Genomic DNA, 14049 nt, shown 5'->3' with positions numbered 1-14049 from the left:
GCCCCGGCCGGCCAGGTCAGCGGTCCCGGAAGAAGGCCGTCAGCGGGGCCGCGCACTCGGCCTCCAGCACCCCGGCGACCACCTCGGGGCGGTGGTTGAGGCGGCGGTCGCGTACGACGTCCCAGAGCGAGCCGGCGGCCCCGGCCTTCTCGTCCCGGGCGCCGTAGACCACCCGGTCCACCCGGGCCTGCACCAGGGCGCCCGCGCACATCGTGCAGGGCTCCAGGGTGACCACCAGGGTGCAGCCGGAGAGGCGCCACTCACCGAGTGCGGCGGCGGCCCGGCGCAGCGCCAGCACCTCGGCGTGCGCGGTCGGGTCGCCGGTCGCCTCGCGCTCGTTGTGCCCGGTGGCCAGCGGCGCGCCGTCCGGGCCGAGGACGACGGCGCCGACCGGTACGTCACCGGTCGCCGCCGCACGGTCGGCCTCGGCCAGGGCACTGCGCATCACCGCCCGCCACGGGTCCCGTACGGGATCGGGCAGGTCCGGGTCGTGCGGGTGGGGTGCTTCGGTCACCCCGCGGACCCTAACGGACGGTCTCCAGGACCTCGGCCGCCCCCAGGGCGTCCGCGATCTCCGACAGGGCGTCCGTCCGCAGCATCAGCAGCTCGGCCTCGGGGAGCCCGAGGTCGGACAGGACCCCGGAGTCGCCGATCGGGCCGGCCGGGACGACGCCCGCGGAGGGTCCGTCGTCGTCATCGTCGTTGGTGGCGGGGGTCTCGGGCTCGCCGTCCTCGGTGCCGTCGAGGCCGACGAGTTCCTCCAGAGCGGCGATCGTGTCCTCGGCCCCTGGTTCGCGGCCGAGCAGTTCGTCGGTGAGCAGGATCTCCCCGTACGAGGAGCGGGCGGCGGCGGAGGCGTCCGAGACGTAGATCCGGGGGTCTTCCTCACCGTCCACCCGGACGACGCCGAACCAGGCGTCCTCCTGCTCGATGAATACGAGCACCGTGTCCTCGTCAACCGAGGCGTCACGGGCCAGATCCGTCAGGTCGGACAGGGTCTCCACATCGTCGAGCTCCGTGTCGCTCGCTTCCCACCCGTCTTCGGTGCGCGCGAGCAGTGCGGCGAAGTACACCGTGACTCTCCCACTGGTCTCGGGGCCAAGGGCCGGTCCGGGCGGGGAGCAGTCGGTGCTCCGGCTGCCCTGCGTCCCGCCCATTCGGCATCGTGACAGAAACCGGCGCTTCGCGAGAGCAGTTCGGCGGTTGAGTCGGCCATCAGTTCTCTCCACCACCGTCACCAGCGGCTTTTCCGCAGGTCGGAGGGGCTACCAGCGGAACGTACGCATCCGCATGGCCTGGCGCATTCGGGCGGCTTTGACCCGCCGCGGCTGGACCCGGTCGCGCAGCGCTTTCGCCTCGTGGAGCTCGCGGAGGAACTGGGCGCGCCGCCGACGGCGCTGTGCGTCGGTCTCAGCCGTGTCGGGGGAGTCCGGTGCGTCGGGGGTGTCCGGTGTGCTTCGGGGAGCCCGCGCGTTCCTGGGGTCCTCGGCGCTCTGTGCCCCGTCGGCCATCGGCTCTTCACCCCCAAGGCTGGCTGCGTCGCTGGGTCCGTATGCCACCACCTTCCCCCCGAACGTGTGGATGATGCCAGCGCACGGGTACGGGAGGCGCGGCTACGCTGGGCGTCATGCGGATCCACGTCGTCGACCACCCGCTGGTCGCGCACAAACTCACCACCCTGCGCGACAAGCGCACCGACTCCCCGACCTTCCGGCGCCTCGCCGACGAGCTGGTGACCCTGCTCGCGTACGAGGCCACCCGCGATGTGCGCACCGAACAGGTCGACATCGAGACCCCGGTGACACCCACCACCGGAGTGAAGCTGTCGTACCCCCGCCCCCTGGTCGTCCCGATCCTGCGGGCCGGTCTCGGCATGCTCGACGGCATGGTCCGGCTGCTGCCGACCGCCGAGGTGGGCTTCCTGGGCATGATCCGCGACGAGGAGACGCTCAAGGCGTCCACGTACGCGAGCCGGATGCCCGACGACCTCTCGGGCCGCCAGGTCTATGTGCTCGACCCGATGCTGGCCACCGGCGGCACGCTCGTCGCGGCCATCCAGGAGTTGATCAGGCGCGGCGCCGACGACGTCACCGCGGTCGTGCTCCTCGCCGCCCCCGAGGGCGTCGAGGTCATGGAGCGCGAGCTCGCCGGGACACCGGTCACCGTGGTCACCGCCTCGGTCGACGAGCGGCTCAACGAGAACGGCTACATCGTGCCGGGCCTCGGCGACGCGGGCGACCGCCTGTACGGCACCGCCGACTAGGGCCTACCGCGCGAACGCCGCCGCTCGGCGCCGTCCTCAGCAGGAGGAGGGCGCCGGGGCGGGCTTCGTCAGCGCGGACAGCGCGGCGGCGGCCGTCTGCGGCTTGCTGAACGCCGTGAACTTCTTGCCGATGATCAGATCGACCTCCCCGTTCTTACGGGCGTCGGTCTTCGTCGTGGCCCCGGGCAGCTGGGCGCCCAGCACCGGGAACGTGCCGCCGGTGGCGGCCGGGGCGCCGAGCAGGATGCCCGTACCCGGCACCTTCTTGTCGTACGTGGCGGTGGCGTTCCCCACCTTGCCGATCTTGAACCCGCGCTTCTTCAGCTCGTCGGCGGCCGCCTTGGCGAGACCGCCGCGGGTGGTCGCGTTGTAGACGTTGACCGTGATCTTCGCGGGCTGCTGCAGCACCTTCGCCGGTTTCGACGCCTTCGGGGACGGGCAGCGCTCGGTCCGGTCGGCGGCACTGGCCGTCTTGTCACCGCCCGTGAAGACATCGATGAGCTGCAAGGTGCCCCATCCGGCCAGCCCGAGGGCGACCACGGAGGCGATGGTCGCGAGGACCACTTTGCTGCGGCGGCGGGGGCGTCGCATGCGGGGGTACTTGTCACCCGTGATGCGGTACTTTCCGCCCATGCCGGGGGGAGTGAGCATGCTCATGGGCGCAGCGTAGTGCGACCCGGTGATGATGCCTACTAAATGATCAATGGATCGCACCCGTCCGGGTGGGAAAACACCCGAACGAACCCCGTACGGGCCCCGAGGCGTCAGCCGAGTTCGAGCACGCGGGCGTGCAGCACCTGGCGCTGCTGGAGCGCGGCACGGACCGCGCGGTGCAGCCCGTCCTCCAGGTAGAGGTCGCCCTGCCACTTCACGACGTGCGCGAACAGGTCGCCGTAGAACGTGGAGTCCTCGGCGAGCAGGGTTTCGAGGTCCAGCTGGCCCTTGGTGGTGACGAGCTGGTCGAGGCGGACCGGGCGCGGCGCGACGTCCGCCCACTGCCGGGTGCTTTCCCGGCCGTGGTCGGGATAAGGCCGCCCATTTCCGATGCGCTTGAAGATCACACGGAAAGCCTACCGGTCAAGAGCCACCGGGCGCAGCCACGATTGCCACCACGCCGCTTACAAGAAGGCTCACTTGCCCTTCGCCGCGGCTTTCGCGGCCTTCGCCGCCTGCTTGGCCTCCTGCTTGTACGCGCGCACCTCGGCCAGTGACTCGGGGCCGGTGATGTCCGCGACGGACCGGTGCGAGCCCTCCTCCCCGTACGGCCCCGCCGCCTCCCGCCAGCCCGGCGGCCGGACCCCGAACTGCTTGCCGAGGAGCGCGAGGAAGATCTGCGCCTTCTGCGTACCGAACCCGGGCAGGGCGTTGAGCCGCCGGCGCAGCTCCGCCCCGGTCGCGGCATCGCTCCACATGGCGGCCGCCTCACCGTCGTACTGCGCCACCAGGAACTGGCACAGCTGCTGCACCCGCTTCGCCATCGAGCCCGGATAGCGGTGCAGCGCGGGTTTGTCGGTGAACAGTCCGGTGAACGCCTCCGGGTCGTACGAGGCGATCTCATGGGCGTCCAGATCGTCCTTGCCCATGCGCTGCGCCAGGGCGTGCGGGCCCGCGAAGGCCCACTCCATGGGCACCTGCTGGTCGAGCAGCATGCCCACCAGGGCGGCGAGCGGACTGCGTGCGAGAAGCTCGTCCGCAGCCGGCTCCTGGGCGATCCGGAGGGTGATGTCTCGGCCATCGTCGCTCTTGGTCATGGGCGGCATCATGACGAGCGTCGGGGGCGACGGCCAGCACAACCACCGCCGACCGAGCGGTTTGCAGCCGTTTGCCGGTCAGCGGGGCCGGCTCAGGCCCCCGCGGGCGCCGGGACCGGGGCACTTTCCGGCTCCGGGGCGGGCGTGCGGCGGGTGCGGCGCTCGGCCTGCGCGAGGTGGGCGATCACGTGCGAGTGAAAGTGGTCCACGGCGTTGTCGACGCTGCGGATGAACCCGGTCTCGGCGTTGCCCCGCGTGGCGCCCATGCTCTTGAAGAGGGAGAGCCGGAATCCCGTGATCCGGCCGCCGTCGCGGGGAAGCACGTCGCCCGGCTCCGGACGGAGGCGTTCCAGGGTGCCGCGCGGGCCGTTCTGCCCCTCGACCAGTGTCTCGACGTGCAGATCGGCGGGTGCTTCGGCGAGCTGCCGCATCAGGCGCTTGGCCGACGTCAGCGGGTAGGCCCCCTCGGGCACGGGGATCTCCACCGAGGTGCGCAGCTTCCCGGTTCGCAGGTCGGCGACGATCGTGATGGTGCCGGGCGAACCGTCCACCCGCAGTTCGGCGGCGAGCCGCCCCTCCTCGCAGAGCCGGTCGGCGTGTGCCGCGCGCCGCGAGAGGGCGGTGGTGCCGCGCGGGGTGCGCTGGACGGGCAGGGCCTTCTGCCCCAGCTCGCCGCCGATCCGCAGGCAGACCTGGCGGATGAGCCGTTCCCAGCTCTCCACGACCTCCACGGCGCGCGGGTCGCCCTGGCTGAGCGTCTCCTCGTCGATGCCGTTGCGCACGGGCACCCACGAGGGGCCCATGTTCTGGAAGCCGTGGCAGCCGGAGTTCTCGTGCTGGAGGTAGTGCAGCAACTCCTGGAGGAGCCACGCGTGGGCGGCGTTGCCCACGCCCTCGTGCCGGATGAGCATCTGGGCCTGGTGCGCCACCTCCGCCCACGACAGGTGCCACAGGGCCACCTTGTGCTTGCGCCGCCCGTCGGTCTTGACCTCGACCAGCGGGCTGCCCTCCAGCGCCACGTCGTTGGAGAGCGTGATCACCGCCTCGTAGCCGCGGCGGGCGGCGATGTCCATGTAGTTCTGGACCTGCTCCGACCTCAGCGCGTTCCCGTTGGTCTTCGTCTCCACGAGCGCGGTCCACAGCTTCCCCGCCCGCTCGACCCGGATCACCCCGTCGGGACGTTTCGGGGTCTCGCCGTGTGGCAGGGAGACCTCGGTGAAGGTCTGCATGCGCCCGGCGGGGGCCCCGAAGGCGGCGGTCAGCCGGCGCCCGAACTCCGGCACCTGCGCCATCACGGACAGCAGCACGGAGGTCGCCCGGACCTCGCGCTCCTTGTCGCTCTTGAGGTTCGAGGCGGGGAAGAGCCGTGCGGCCCGCCAGGAGTCGTTCTCGGCGAGCGACTTCGTGGCGAGGGCGGGCAGGGTCACCTTCTTCTTCGCCGTACGGGCGCGGGGCCGCTTGGGCGCGGGGGCGGGGGCGGCCGGCTGCTCTTCGACGGCCGCGGTGTGCGGGCCCGGCTGCGCGGGAACGGCGGGGAGCGGCTGGGCGGCACCGGCGAACTCGACGGCGAGCGCGGCGCCTTCCCCGTCACCCGGGTCCGCAACCGCGTGCGCGACCTCGTCCGCCGACTCGTTCTCGCCCTCGTCGTCCACATCGATGCCGAAGTCGGTGGCGAGGCCGGCGAGCCCGGTCTCGTAACCCTGGCCGACGGCCCGGTACTTCCACTCCGTACCGCGCCGGTACAGCTCGCCGAAGATGAAGGCGCTCTCCACGGACGCGTCGCCGATCGAGAACCCGAGCAGCGTTTCGCCGGACCGGTCGGCGACGGTCATCCGCAGGTCGTCCAGGTCACCGAAGCGGGAGCCGCCGTACCGGCTCGCGGTGACGACCAGGCGCTCGACGTCCTCGGGGACGGCGGTCAGGTCGAGGCTGATGCGGTCCTCGCTGCCGCCGTCCGTGGGCGTCTTGCCCAGCAACTGCACGCTGCCGTCGGCCGCGGAGGGGTTGTTGTAGTAGAAGAAGTCGGCGTCGCCGCGGACCTTGCCGCCCGCGTCCAGCAGGAGCACGGACACGTCCGCGTCACCGTCCCCGGCGGTGCTGCTCCAGCTCAGGCTCGCGATGACCGTGCCGGCATCGTCGCTGAGGTCCGCCAGCCCGACGTTGGCACCCTTGGTCATCTCACGCATGCAGTCCCCCAGACGCGCGGCCGCGTCGGGTCGCGCCCTGGCGACGGCAGCAGGTTGTTCCGTGACACAGCGCAACTCGCCGCACACGGGAGAACCGTATCCCCCGTATGGACTACCCGTGAAGGAATCGTGAAGTCCGATTGCGGTCCGCGCGGAGCCGGTGAGGCGGCCCCGCCGATATTGCGGGTCGCGCGCGGTGCGCTCATTGCTACCGTCGGTCCCACAACGCACCGACCCGTTCGCCGGACCAGAAGGATCTTCCTCATGCATGATGCCCGCGCCCTGATCGACATGGGTGCCGAAGCGGTACGCCGGCTCGCTCGTCGCGGTTACACGCTGGACCTGTCCGCGCTGGAGGAGCTCCAGTCCCGGCGGAACCAGAACATCCGCTCGGCCGACGAGATGCGTGCGGAGTCCAAGCGGGTGGCGAGCGAGGTCCAGCAGACGGCGCGTCAGGGCGGTGACATCACCAAGCTGAAGGAGCGGGCCCGCGAGCTGAAGGACGAGATCCGGAACATCGACGCGGACCAGGAGCAGGTCCAGGAGCAGCTGAACGACCTCCTCCTCGGCATCCCCAACCTCCCGGCCGACGAGGCCCCGGACGGCGACAGCGACGCGGACGCGGTCGAGGTCAGGCGCGTGGGCACGCCGCCGGTGTTCGCCTTCGAGCCGAAGGACCACGTCGACCTCGGCGAGGCGACGGGCATCCTCGACTTCGCCCGGGCGACCAAGCTCTCGGGCCCCCGCTTCGCGGTCACGCGCGGCGCGGGCGCGGCCCTGGAACGCGCCCTGGCGACCCTCTTCCTCGACCTGCACACCCGCCGCCACGGCTACGTCGAGCACGCGGTCCCGTATCTGGTCACCCGTAAGACCATGACCGGCACCGGACAGCTCCCGAAGTTCGAGGAGGACCTGTTCAAGACCGGTGTGGCCGAGCGCGAGCTGTTCCTCATCCCGACGGCCGAGGTCCCGCTGACCAACCTGTACGCGGACGAGATCATCCCGCCCGCCGAGCTTCCCCTCGCCCTGACCGCCCAAACCCCGTGCTTCCGGTCCGAGGCGGGTTCGTACGGCCGGGACACCCGGGGCCTGATCCGCCAGCACCAGTTCTCCAAGGTGGAGATGGTCCGCATCGTCGATCCGGCGGAGGCCGACGCGGAGCTGGAGCAGATGGTCGGCCACGCCGAGGCGTGCCTGAAGGAGCTCGGCCTCGCCTACCGCGTCGTCAGGCTCGCCGCCGGCGACACGGGCTTCTCGGCGCAGCTCACGTACGACATCGAGGTCTGGATCCCGAGCCAGAACACGTACCGCGAGATCTCCTCGGTCTCGAACTTCGGTACGTTCCAGGCCCGTCGCGCCCACATCCGCACCCGCGACGAGAACGGCAAGCCCAAGCTCGTCGCCACCCTCAACGGCTCCGGCCTCCCCATCGGCCGCACCCTGGCCGCCCTCCTCGAACAATGCCAACAGGAGGACGGCTCCCTCGTCCTGCCCGAGTCCCTGGCTCCGTACCTGGGCTTCCGCCGGATCGCGGCGGACGGGACGCCGGAGGCATAAGGGGCCTCGGACCGCCGCCGCGCCCGGCTCGCCGTGGAACACCTCGCGCGCGTGCCAGTCGCGGTGGTCCGGGGCGACCGGGGTGGCGGAGGACCGCGGCCCGATGAGCGGGCGGCCGGCGAGCGCCGCTCCCCGCAGGGGAACGCGTCGACAACTCCATCTCGACGTTCTTCGGCCCCCGTACCGGCACTGACTACCTCACCGTCGTGGACAACGCCGCCCCCACCGAGAACCTGCCCGTCTACCGCACGGACACCGGTGCCCAGGTGTGCTCCGTCCCCGTTCTCCGGGCCGGTGGAAGCGGCAGCGAGAACTCCCCGGTCGGTGCCGGCAACTCCGTCTTCGTCGCCGGCACCAACGGATACCCCTATCCCGCGCTCCCCGACGACGCAGGCCCGTCCACTCCGGCCTCCGCCGACTTCAAGACCGTCCGCACCCACTACCTCGGCACGAGCGCCCTCTACGACACCCTCCAGATGGTCGGCTCCATCGCCCCCGGCGGCGTGATCTACCAGGGCACCATCACCGGCATCCTGCGCATCACCAACGGGTGACCGGGTAAGCCACCCGAGCCCGAACGCGTCGAAGGCCCCGCAGCGAGCTGCGGGGCCTTCGACGTATTGCCCGGTGAGAGCAATGGCGGAGGATACGAGATTCGAACTCGTGAGGGGTTGCCCCCAACACGCTTTCCAAATGTTCGTATTCGGGTCCGGCGGGGGCCGTGGGTGTCCTGACCTGGTACGGAGCTGCGGGTGGCGGCACCCGCGAACGGCGTCGGACGGGGGCGAACGAGACCAGAACTGAGACCATCCGGCCGGCGGCCCCTTCGGTACGTTCACTCCTCCTGGAGGCGGATTGCCAGCACGGTCCCGTCGGCACGGATGGACACCGCGCTCCACTCCTTCGCTGTGGCGCGGCTCGGCCACTGGTCGCGGCGCTCGTGCACCTCATGTCGGTACTCGTTGACGCGTCCGTTGTGGAGGTGCATGTACAGGCTCTTCTCGAGCCCGGAGAACGCCTCCACGCGGGTGCCGTTGAGGCGGTAGATGTGGTCGGTGCCGACGAAGTCGATGTCGTGGATGCGATGCCCCGCATCTCGCAGCCTGTCGGTGTTGGCGTGGACGTCGTGCTGGAAGTGGCGCTGCCCTTGCTCCTTGGTCAGGTACTGAGCGACGGGTTTGCCCCCTCCGGTGAAGGCGGTCAGCGTGGCCGCCTCCGTCCGGGCCAGCACGATGCTGAACCAGGCGAAGGATTCGGGCAGGACCTGGAACCCGGGGACGGTCGTGCGCTCTTGCTCGGCCTGCCGCACGACATCGGCCACGCGGTTCTCCTGGTCCAGGGTGAGGTTCAGGTCAGCCTCTGCCGTCTCTCCGGACGGTTGGAGGACGGTCGTGCCGGGCGCCTCCAGGATGTGCAGGGCGAGGCTTTCCTTCTTGGGGATCTCCGTCCCGATGAGCAGGTACGGGACGGTGCCGTAGGGACCGATGTGCACGGATTCCACGTGGGCGCTGGCCGTGCTGAGCTGCTTGTGCACCTGCTGGACGCTGCTGTGGGTGCCCTTGGAGGAGACGAGGAGGACCTTGGACGGCTGCCCCGGTTGCCAGGCTTCGACGAAGAAGTGGGGCCGTCGCTGGAGTGGCTCCGGGCGGGCGCCCGTTCCGGAGGCGCTGCGGAGGGTCCAGCCGGCCTTCAGAGCGACGTCCGCGGGAATCACTGAGACCGAGTGGGCGGGGTACCGGGATCTGACCAGCTTCTCGGCCAAGAGCGAGGCGAAGCCGGTGCCGATCTCCCCGGACTGGGTGGCCTTGTAGAAGCGCAGGAGATCGCGCCCCTCGGACGACAGCTGCAGGTAATCGCCTTGGTTGGCCTCCAGGGCCTGGATGTAGCGCAGGCTCCCCCAGTGCTCGGCCAGACCTCGACCCGCGCCCTGTCGGGCCGAGGCGGCCCCGAGGCCGATGGCGTGAATGACCTCCCAGGGTGTGAGGGTCAGTGATCGCGGCGCATTCCGGACGGCTCTGTATTCGGTGCGCCGGCGAAGCGGTCCCTGCCCGTTGCCTGTCCGCTTCTCGTCCTCGTCGTCCGCGGCCTCGGAGACATGGGCGGCGAGTTCGGTGGACGAGCGGACCTGGACGTGCGAGGTGTTGCTCAGCTCGCCGAGAATCGCACTGACGGTCTTGGATTCGTCCCTGTTCACCGGCTGCCCTTCCGTCGATGTCGTGTGGCGTGAGCCGAAGGACGGTAGGTCGAGACAGGGGAGCGCACTCAAGTGCGCACGAGGGGCGCAGGCCGGTATCCGGCCAGCATTGTGGAGAGTTGCTGATGCGATACGACGGCCGGACCTCGGCCATGTACTGCGGAGTGTGCCGCTCCACCCTCCATGGGTGCTGACCGGAAATGGCGATCACGCAGCGACGTCGGCTCTGACCGGGAGTCGCGCCGGGGCTATCGCTCACCCAAGGTCATGTTTCGCACGCCGCTCCCACGAACTGAGCCGGGGATGGGACAGTGATCAACGGATTTGCCCCACCAGGTAAAGGCGGGTGGGACCTCGTAGTGCCAACATGCACGAGACGGAGAAGACCAAGCGGAAATCCAGAAATGTAGGTTCCAGCCTACAGATTCGATGGTCTGCCAGGTGGAACCGTGGAGACGAGTGAAGCCCGTTCGTGCGGGGCTGACGAAGGAGCTTCGGGACAGGGCGATGCCGCCGTGGAAAGCGACCGTTTGGGTACTGACGTCGATTCAAAGGAGCGGGAGAGTTCGCCTCGTTCGTTAGTCATAGACGTTCCTGGCTGAGTTCGGGATGGGAGTATCGGTGTGTTGGGCTGCTGTCTTGGTAGGGATCCCCGTCTTCCTCGGCTTCTTAGGAGCAGTCCTGGCTCAAGCCCGCAACGTTATGGAGGGCTTGGCTGGACTGGTGCGAGCGTGGCAGGAGTTGCGTCATGTCCTCAGCCGGAGGGACGGGAATCGGAGACTGGATCAGCCCACCGCGTCCGCGCGGCCTGCCCGTTCGCCTGGCCGAGCGCGGCTACCGCAGGCGGTAGGCCGAGAGGAAAGGCGGCAGAAGCGAAAGACGAATGGGAGTGCGTCCTAAGCACGGTGGTGAGTGTGGTGTCCGGGGCGAACTCGCTGTTGTCGGTGGGAGAGTGGATCGCCGATGCTCCCGAAGAGGTGCTGGAGTGATTTGGGGCCGGCTGCGATCCGCTCCACTTACATCCGTGGCCGCGACCCACCACATCGTCGAAACCGGGTTTCACCCGCTCGACAGGCCCGCCAACTGCGCCTGCGTCCGCACCTGGAGTCACACGTCGTGCGGGTAGGTGCCGGTCAGGTAGGGGTTGATCTACTCGTGCTTGCTGGGCCCTGAACTGTGGGGCACGCCTGCGCATGAGCATGAGACCAGCCCGGAGACCGGGCGCGTGGTCACTTACCGGCGCCCGGGCCGTACCACTGCACGGCTTGGCCCGTGATGGCGGCGATGCAGTCGAAGTCGCGGTCGCGGTGCAGGAGGGTCAGGCCCTGGAGTTCCGCGGTGGCGGCGACGACGAGGTCGACGGCTCCCGCGCTTCGGTGCTGACCGCGCTGGGTCAGCAGCTCTTGGACCTGCCAGGCCCGGTCGTACGCGCGGTCGTCGACGGGCACCCAGCCGAACAGGAGCCGCATGTCCTCGATGCCGCGCGCACGGTCCTCGGCGGAGCGGGCGCTGTAGAAGAACTCCAGCTCGGTGACAGGGCAGGTCGCGATGAGCCCTGCCGTGGCGGCCTGATCCCAGCCGTACTGTTCGGCGTCGTCGCGGAAGAATCGGGCGAGCGCGCTGGTGTCGATCAGGAACTGTGCCGCGCTCACCGCCGGTAGTCCCTCTTGTCCTCGAAGACATCGAGATCGAAGCCGCCCTCGCCCGCTGCGGCCCTCAGCCGGGTGAGGGCGAGAGCCCGTCGGCGGTTGTCGAGTACTTCGCGCAGGGCCGTGTTGACCGTCTCCTTCTTGGTGCCGGTCCCCAGTGCCTGAGCCACGTCGGCCAGCAGTTCGTCGTCCAGGTCGATCACTGTGCGGCTCATCGAGCACCTCCGTTGATATCAACCCGTACGGAAACTATATCTCGCTGGATGTCGAAGCGTCTCGGGCGAGCATTGCTCTGTGCCGCACCATGCTCCCTGCCTGATGGCCCTCTGTCCGCAGCAGAAATGAGGCTTATCGTGATCGTCGCTCACCGGGCAACGGTGCCACCGGCTACGGCTCGGGCCCGATTGCCGCTCGCTGGACTCACCGAGGAGGGCGGGCCGGAGGGCTCCGAAGCGGCTCGCCGATCCGGCGGAGGAGACGACGAACGCCGAGGGGCCTGGTACGAGAGCGGATCGGATCGCGACGCCTGAGGAAACGACAGAGGCCCCGACCGTCGTAACGGTCGGGGCCTCTGGCCTGCGGAGGATACGAGATTCGAACTCGTGAGGGGTTGCCCCCAACACGCTTTCCAAATGTTCGCCCGGGGGTTCAAAAGTGATCAGGAGTGTTCTGACCTGCGGCGGATCGGGGCGTCGGGTGGCTGATGGACGGCGCTGGACGAGGGTGAATGAGACCAAGACTGAGACCAGAGAGCCGGGTCAGACCTTTTTGACGATGATCGACTCCGGGACCAGCTTCTCCAGGTCGTCCACGTCCGAGGTGAAGACGGTGACCTGACCCTTCTGCTGGCGCGCGATGACGGCGAGCACCGCGTCGATCGCGTACTTGTGGCCGTGCAGCTTGGCGTCGGCCAGGAGTCGGCGGGCCTGGCGGGCCTCGTCCTTTCCGATGTCGGCGACCTTGAGCCGGGAGAGCACCCAGTCCCAGCGCTGCTCGGTGGTTCTGCCGTCGTACGCCTCGACCAGCGTCAGCGGAGACGTCACCACCTCGGCTTCGCCCCGGGCCGCGAGGTCGAGCCAGGCGATCATCTTCCGGTCGCCTCGCACAGCCAGGGACAGGGCTTCGCAGTCGAGCACGAAGACGCGCAACGGCCGCTGCTTGTGCTCAGTGGCACGCTTCTTCACGCGGCCTCTCCGGCGTTGTGCTTTCCAGCGGCGCGGCGGCGCTCGTGGTCGGCGTCGAGGTCCTCCAGTTCCTCGAACGCTGCTGTGCGCTCCTCCTCAGTGAGGGGGCCGTATTCCTCCTGCAGCCAGTCGGACAGTTCCCGCAGCCGGTCCCGGTCGCGCTTGAAGCGCAGCGCCTCGGCGACGTACGCCGACATTCCCCGTTCTGCCGCCTCCGCGCGGATCTCGTCCAGGAGATCCTCGGGAATCGTCACAGTTACCTTCTTCGTGGCCATACAAGAGACCATACTCTTGGTATCACGCCCCGTACCAGTGCGTTCGTGTGACCGCCAGGTCGGCGTTCAGGCGGTCGTGGCGGGACGTGGGCTGCCTTGGAATACCTGGCTGGCGTGCCAGGAACGATGGGCGGCGGAGATGGGGCGGATGCCCGGCTGGGGGCCGATGACCGGACGGCCGGCGAGCGTGATGACGTGCTCGCGGGCGGCGGTGCTGCGGCCGACGAAGCTCTGAGAGACCAGGATGCGGTGGCCCTCGCCATGGCCCTCTCCGAGACCGAGTACGCCTTTGTCGAACAGCTTGTGGTGCAGCGAGCACAGACACAGTCCGTTTTCGAGGTCGTCCGGTCCGTCGAACGCCCACCAGCGGACATGGGCGGCCTCAAGCCCGACCGGCACCGTGCCGATCCTGCCGTCGTACCCGCAGAAGGCGCACTGGTACTCGTACGCCGTCAGGACCATCTCCCGCATGCGCCGGTCCCGCTGCCTGCGCTTGGCCGAGACCAGTCCGGTCTCGGCCTGCTCCAGTTCCAGGCCGACGGCGTCGCACAGCTCGCTGTGGAGGGAGGGCGGGAAGTTCAGATCGAGGAGTACGCGTGTCATTCGGCCGAGCAGGGACGTATCCTGCCGCAGCGCCGCCCGTAGCTCCGGCGTCAGCCGCCCAGTGGCGCCGGTTGCGCGCAGCTCCCCGACCCCGGTCCCTGGACTGCCCGGACCGCGCTCGGTGCGCACCTCCCACACGCCGTCACTTATCAGATGATGGAAGGGATAGGCGGGCGTCGTCCGGTTCCCAGGACCGTACTCGGCGAGCAGCCGCCGCAGGTCCTGCTCCACCGTGCTGTACCGCAGCTCGTCGTCGGCGTCCTGCTGGAACCGGCTGAGCGCGTACAGGAACAGCAACGGCTTGTGCGGAGCCCGCGCCCCGCTCCTGGTCCACTGCCTCAACTGCGCGGTGCGCTCGACCCAGTCCATGGTCGGCGATCGTAGTGG

At 69.6% G+C, this 14049-nt stretch carries 15 protein-coding genes and 1 pseudogene; 3 read left to right on the top strand and 13 right to left on the bottom strand.

Annotation, left to right across the window (positions count from 1 at the left end; all coding sequences use genetic code 11):
- Window positions 1-16: 16 nt before the first annotated feature.
- The 3 genes from tadA to OG867_RS15155 form a co-directional block, all read right to left on the bottom strand.
- Window positions 17-514, bottom strand: a complete 498-nt coding sequence (tadA, locus tag OG867_RS15165) for a tRNA adenosine(34) deaminase TadA (RefSeq protein WP_328901275.1) — start codon at window positions 512-514, stop codon at window positions 17-19.
- 10 nt (window positions 515-524) lie between these two features.
- Window positions 525-1073, bottom strand: a complete 549-nt coding sequence (locus OG867_RS15160) for a hypothetical protein (protein ID WP_328901276.1) — start codon at window positions 1071-1073, stop codon at window positions 525-527.
- Window positions 1074-1265: 192 nt separating this feature from the next.
- A complete protein-coding gene (locus OG867_RS15155; RefSeq protein WP_328901277.1) occupies window positions 1266-1511 on the bottom strand; it encodes a hypothetical protein in 246 nt (81 codons plus the stop codon).
- A 116-nt stretch (window positions 1512-1627) separates the two neighbouring features.
- On the opposite strand from OG867_RS15155, the gene upp reads away from it, so the two are divergent.
- Window positions 1628-2263 carry a uracil phosphoribosyltransferase gene (upp, locus tag OG867_RS15150; protein WP_328901278.1) on the top strand — a complete coding sequence of 212 codons (636 nt, stop codon included), beginning with the start codon at window positions 1628-1630 and terminating at the stop codon, window positions 2261-2263.
- 36 nt (window positions 2264-2299) lie between these two features.
- Here the strand turns inward: upp and OG867_RS15145 are convergent, their stop codons facing one another.
- The 4 genes from OG867_RS15145 to OG867_RS15130 all read right to left on the bottom strand — a co-directional run bounded on the left by OG867_RS15145 (window position 2300) and on the right by OG867_RS15130 (window position 6191).
- Complete coding sequence (locus OG867_RS15145) at window positions 2300-2896, bottom strand: LytR C-terminal domain-containing protein (protein WP_328904396.1); 597 nt, start codon at window positions 2894-2896, stop codon at window positions 2300-2302.
- 131 nt (window positions 2897-3027) lie between these two features.
- Entirely contained in the window at window positions 3028-3324 is a 297-nt protein-coding gene (locus OG867_RS15140; protein ID WP_003955420.1) for a type II toxin-antitoxin system VapB family antitoxin, read from the bottom strand.
- 69 nt (window positions 3325-3393) lie between these two features.
- A complete protein-coding gene (locus OG867_RS15135; RefSeq protein WP_406285810.1) occupies window positions 3394-4014 on the bottom strand; it encodes an HhH-GPD-type base excision DNA repair protein in 621 nt (206 codons plus the stop codon).
- A gap of 92 nt (window positions 4015-4106) precedes the next feature.
- The gene (locus OG867_RS15130) at window positions 4107-6191 is read right to left on the bottom strand and encodes a TerD family protein (protein WP_406290968.1); all 2085 of its coding nucleotides are present in this window, start codon (window positions 6189-6191) and stop codon (window positions 4107-4109) included.
- Between the two features lie 273 nt (window positions 6192-6464).
- Here OG867_RS15130 and serS point away from each other — a divergent pair, with 273 nt between their 5' ends.
- Entirely contained in the window at window positions 6465-7757 is a 1293-nt protein-coding gene (serS, locus tag OG867_RS15125; protein WP_406285807.1) for a serine--tRNA ligase, read from the top strand.
- Window positions 7758-7912: 155 nt separating this feature from the next.
- A pseudogene (locus tag OG867_RS15120) lies at window positions 7913-8311 on the top strand (hypothetical protein); the annotation flags it as partial.
- 281 nt (window positions 8312-8592) lie between these two features.
- Here OG867_RS15120 and OG867_RS15115 read toward each other — a convergent pair.
- The 6 genes from OG867_RS15115 to OG867_RS15090 all read right to left on the bottom strand — a co-directional run bounded on the left by OG867_RS15115 (window position 8593) and on the right by OG867_RS15090 (window position 14031).
- The gene (locus OG867_RS15115) at window positions 8593-9951 is read right to left on the bottom strand and encodes a hypothetical protein (protein ID WP_406285804.1); all 1359 of its coding nucleotides are present in this window, start codon (window positions 9949-9951) and stop codon (window positions 8593-8595) included.
- A 1229-nt stretch (window positions 9952-11180) separates the two neighbouring features.
- A complete protein-coding gene (locus tag OG867_RS15110) occupies window positions 11181-11603 on the bottom strand; it encodes a PIN domain nuclease (RefSeq protein ID WP_406285802.1) in 423 nt (140 codons plus the stop codon).
- Complete coding sequence (locus OG867_RS15105; RefSeq protein WP_406247461.1) at window positions 11600-11815, bottom strand: type II toxin-antitoxin system VapB family antitoxin; 216 nt, start codon at window positions 11813-11815, stop codon at window positions 11600-11602. The genes OG867_RS15110 and OG867_RS15105 overlap by 4 nt, the downstream gene beginning before the upstream one ends.
- Before the next feature lie 543 nt (window positions 11816-12358).
- Window positions 12359-12784: a PIN domain-containing protein gene (locus OG867_RS15100; RefSeq protein ID WP_274344534.1), complete on the bottom strand. Its 426-nt coding sequence runs from the start codon at window positions 12782-12784 to the stop codon at window positions 12359-12361.
- Window positions 12781-13059 carry a CopG family transcriptional regulator gene (locus OG867_RS15095; RefSeq protein WP_328901283.1) on the bottom strand — a complete coding sequence of 93 codons (279 nt, stop codon included), beginning with the start codon at window positions 13057-13059 and terminating at the stop codon, window positions 12781-12783. The genes OG867_RS15100 and OG867_RS15095 overlap by 4 nt, the downstream gene beginning before the upstream one ends.
- Before the next feature lie 66 nt (window positions 13060-13125).
- A complete protein-coding gene (locus OG867_RS15090; RefSeq protein WP_328901284.1) occupies window positions 13126-14031 on the bottom strand; it encodes a phosphorothioated DNA-binding restriction endonuclease in 906 nt (301 codons plus the stop codon).
- Between the last annotated feature and the right edge of the window lie 18 nt (window positions 14032-14049).

Source organism: Streptomyces sp. NBC_00209, from assembly GCF_045206345.1.
Lineage (GTDB): Bacteria > Actinomycetota > Actinomycetes > Streptomycetales > Streptomycetaceae > Streptomyces.
This window is presented reverse-complemented; position numbering and strand designations above follow the sequence as displayed.

What these genes read in the sequence shown, in the direction of transcription:
- serS (WP_406285807.1), top strand. Translation starts at nt 6,465, where the DNA reads ATGCATGATGCCCGCGCCCTGATCGACATGGGTGCCGAAGCGGTACGC.
- OG867_RS15155 (WP_328901277.1), bottom strand. Translation starts at nt 1,511, where the DNA reads ATGGCCGACGGGGCACAGAGCGCCGAGGACCCCAGGAACGCGCGGGCT.
- OG867_RS15090 (WP_328901284.1), bottom strand. Translation starts at nt 14,031, where the DNA reads ATGGACTGGGTCGAGCGCACCGCGCAGTTGAGGCAGTGGACCAGGAGC.
- upp (WP_328901278.1), top strand. Translation starts at nt 1,628, where the DNA reads ATGCGGATCCACGTCGTCGACCACCCGCTGGTCGCGCACAAACTCACC.
- OG867_RS15135 (WP_406285810.1), bottom strand. Translation starts at nt 4,014, where the DNA reads ATGACCAAGAGCGACGATGGCCGAGACATCACCCTCCGGATCGCCCAG.
- OG867_RS15095 (WP_328901283.1), bottom strand. Translation starts at nt 13,059, where the DNA reads ATGGCCACGAAGAAGGTAACTGTGACGATTCCCGAGGATCTCCTGGAC.
- OG867_RS15105 (WP_406247461.1), bottom strand. Translation starts at nt 11,815, where the DNA reads ATGAGCCGCACAGTGATCGACCTGGACGACGAACTGCTGGCCGACGTG.
- OG867_RS15130 (WP_406290968.1), bottom strand. Translation starts at nt 6,191, where the DNA reads ATGACCAAGGGTGCCAACGTCGGGCTGGCGGACCTCAGCGACGATGCC.
- OG867_RS15145 (WP_328904396.1), bottom strand. Translation starts at nt 2,896, where the DNA reads ATGGGCGGAAAGTACCGCATCACGGGTGACAAGTACCCCCGCATGCGA.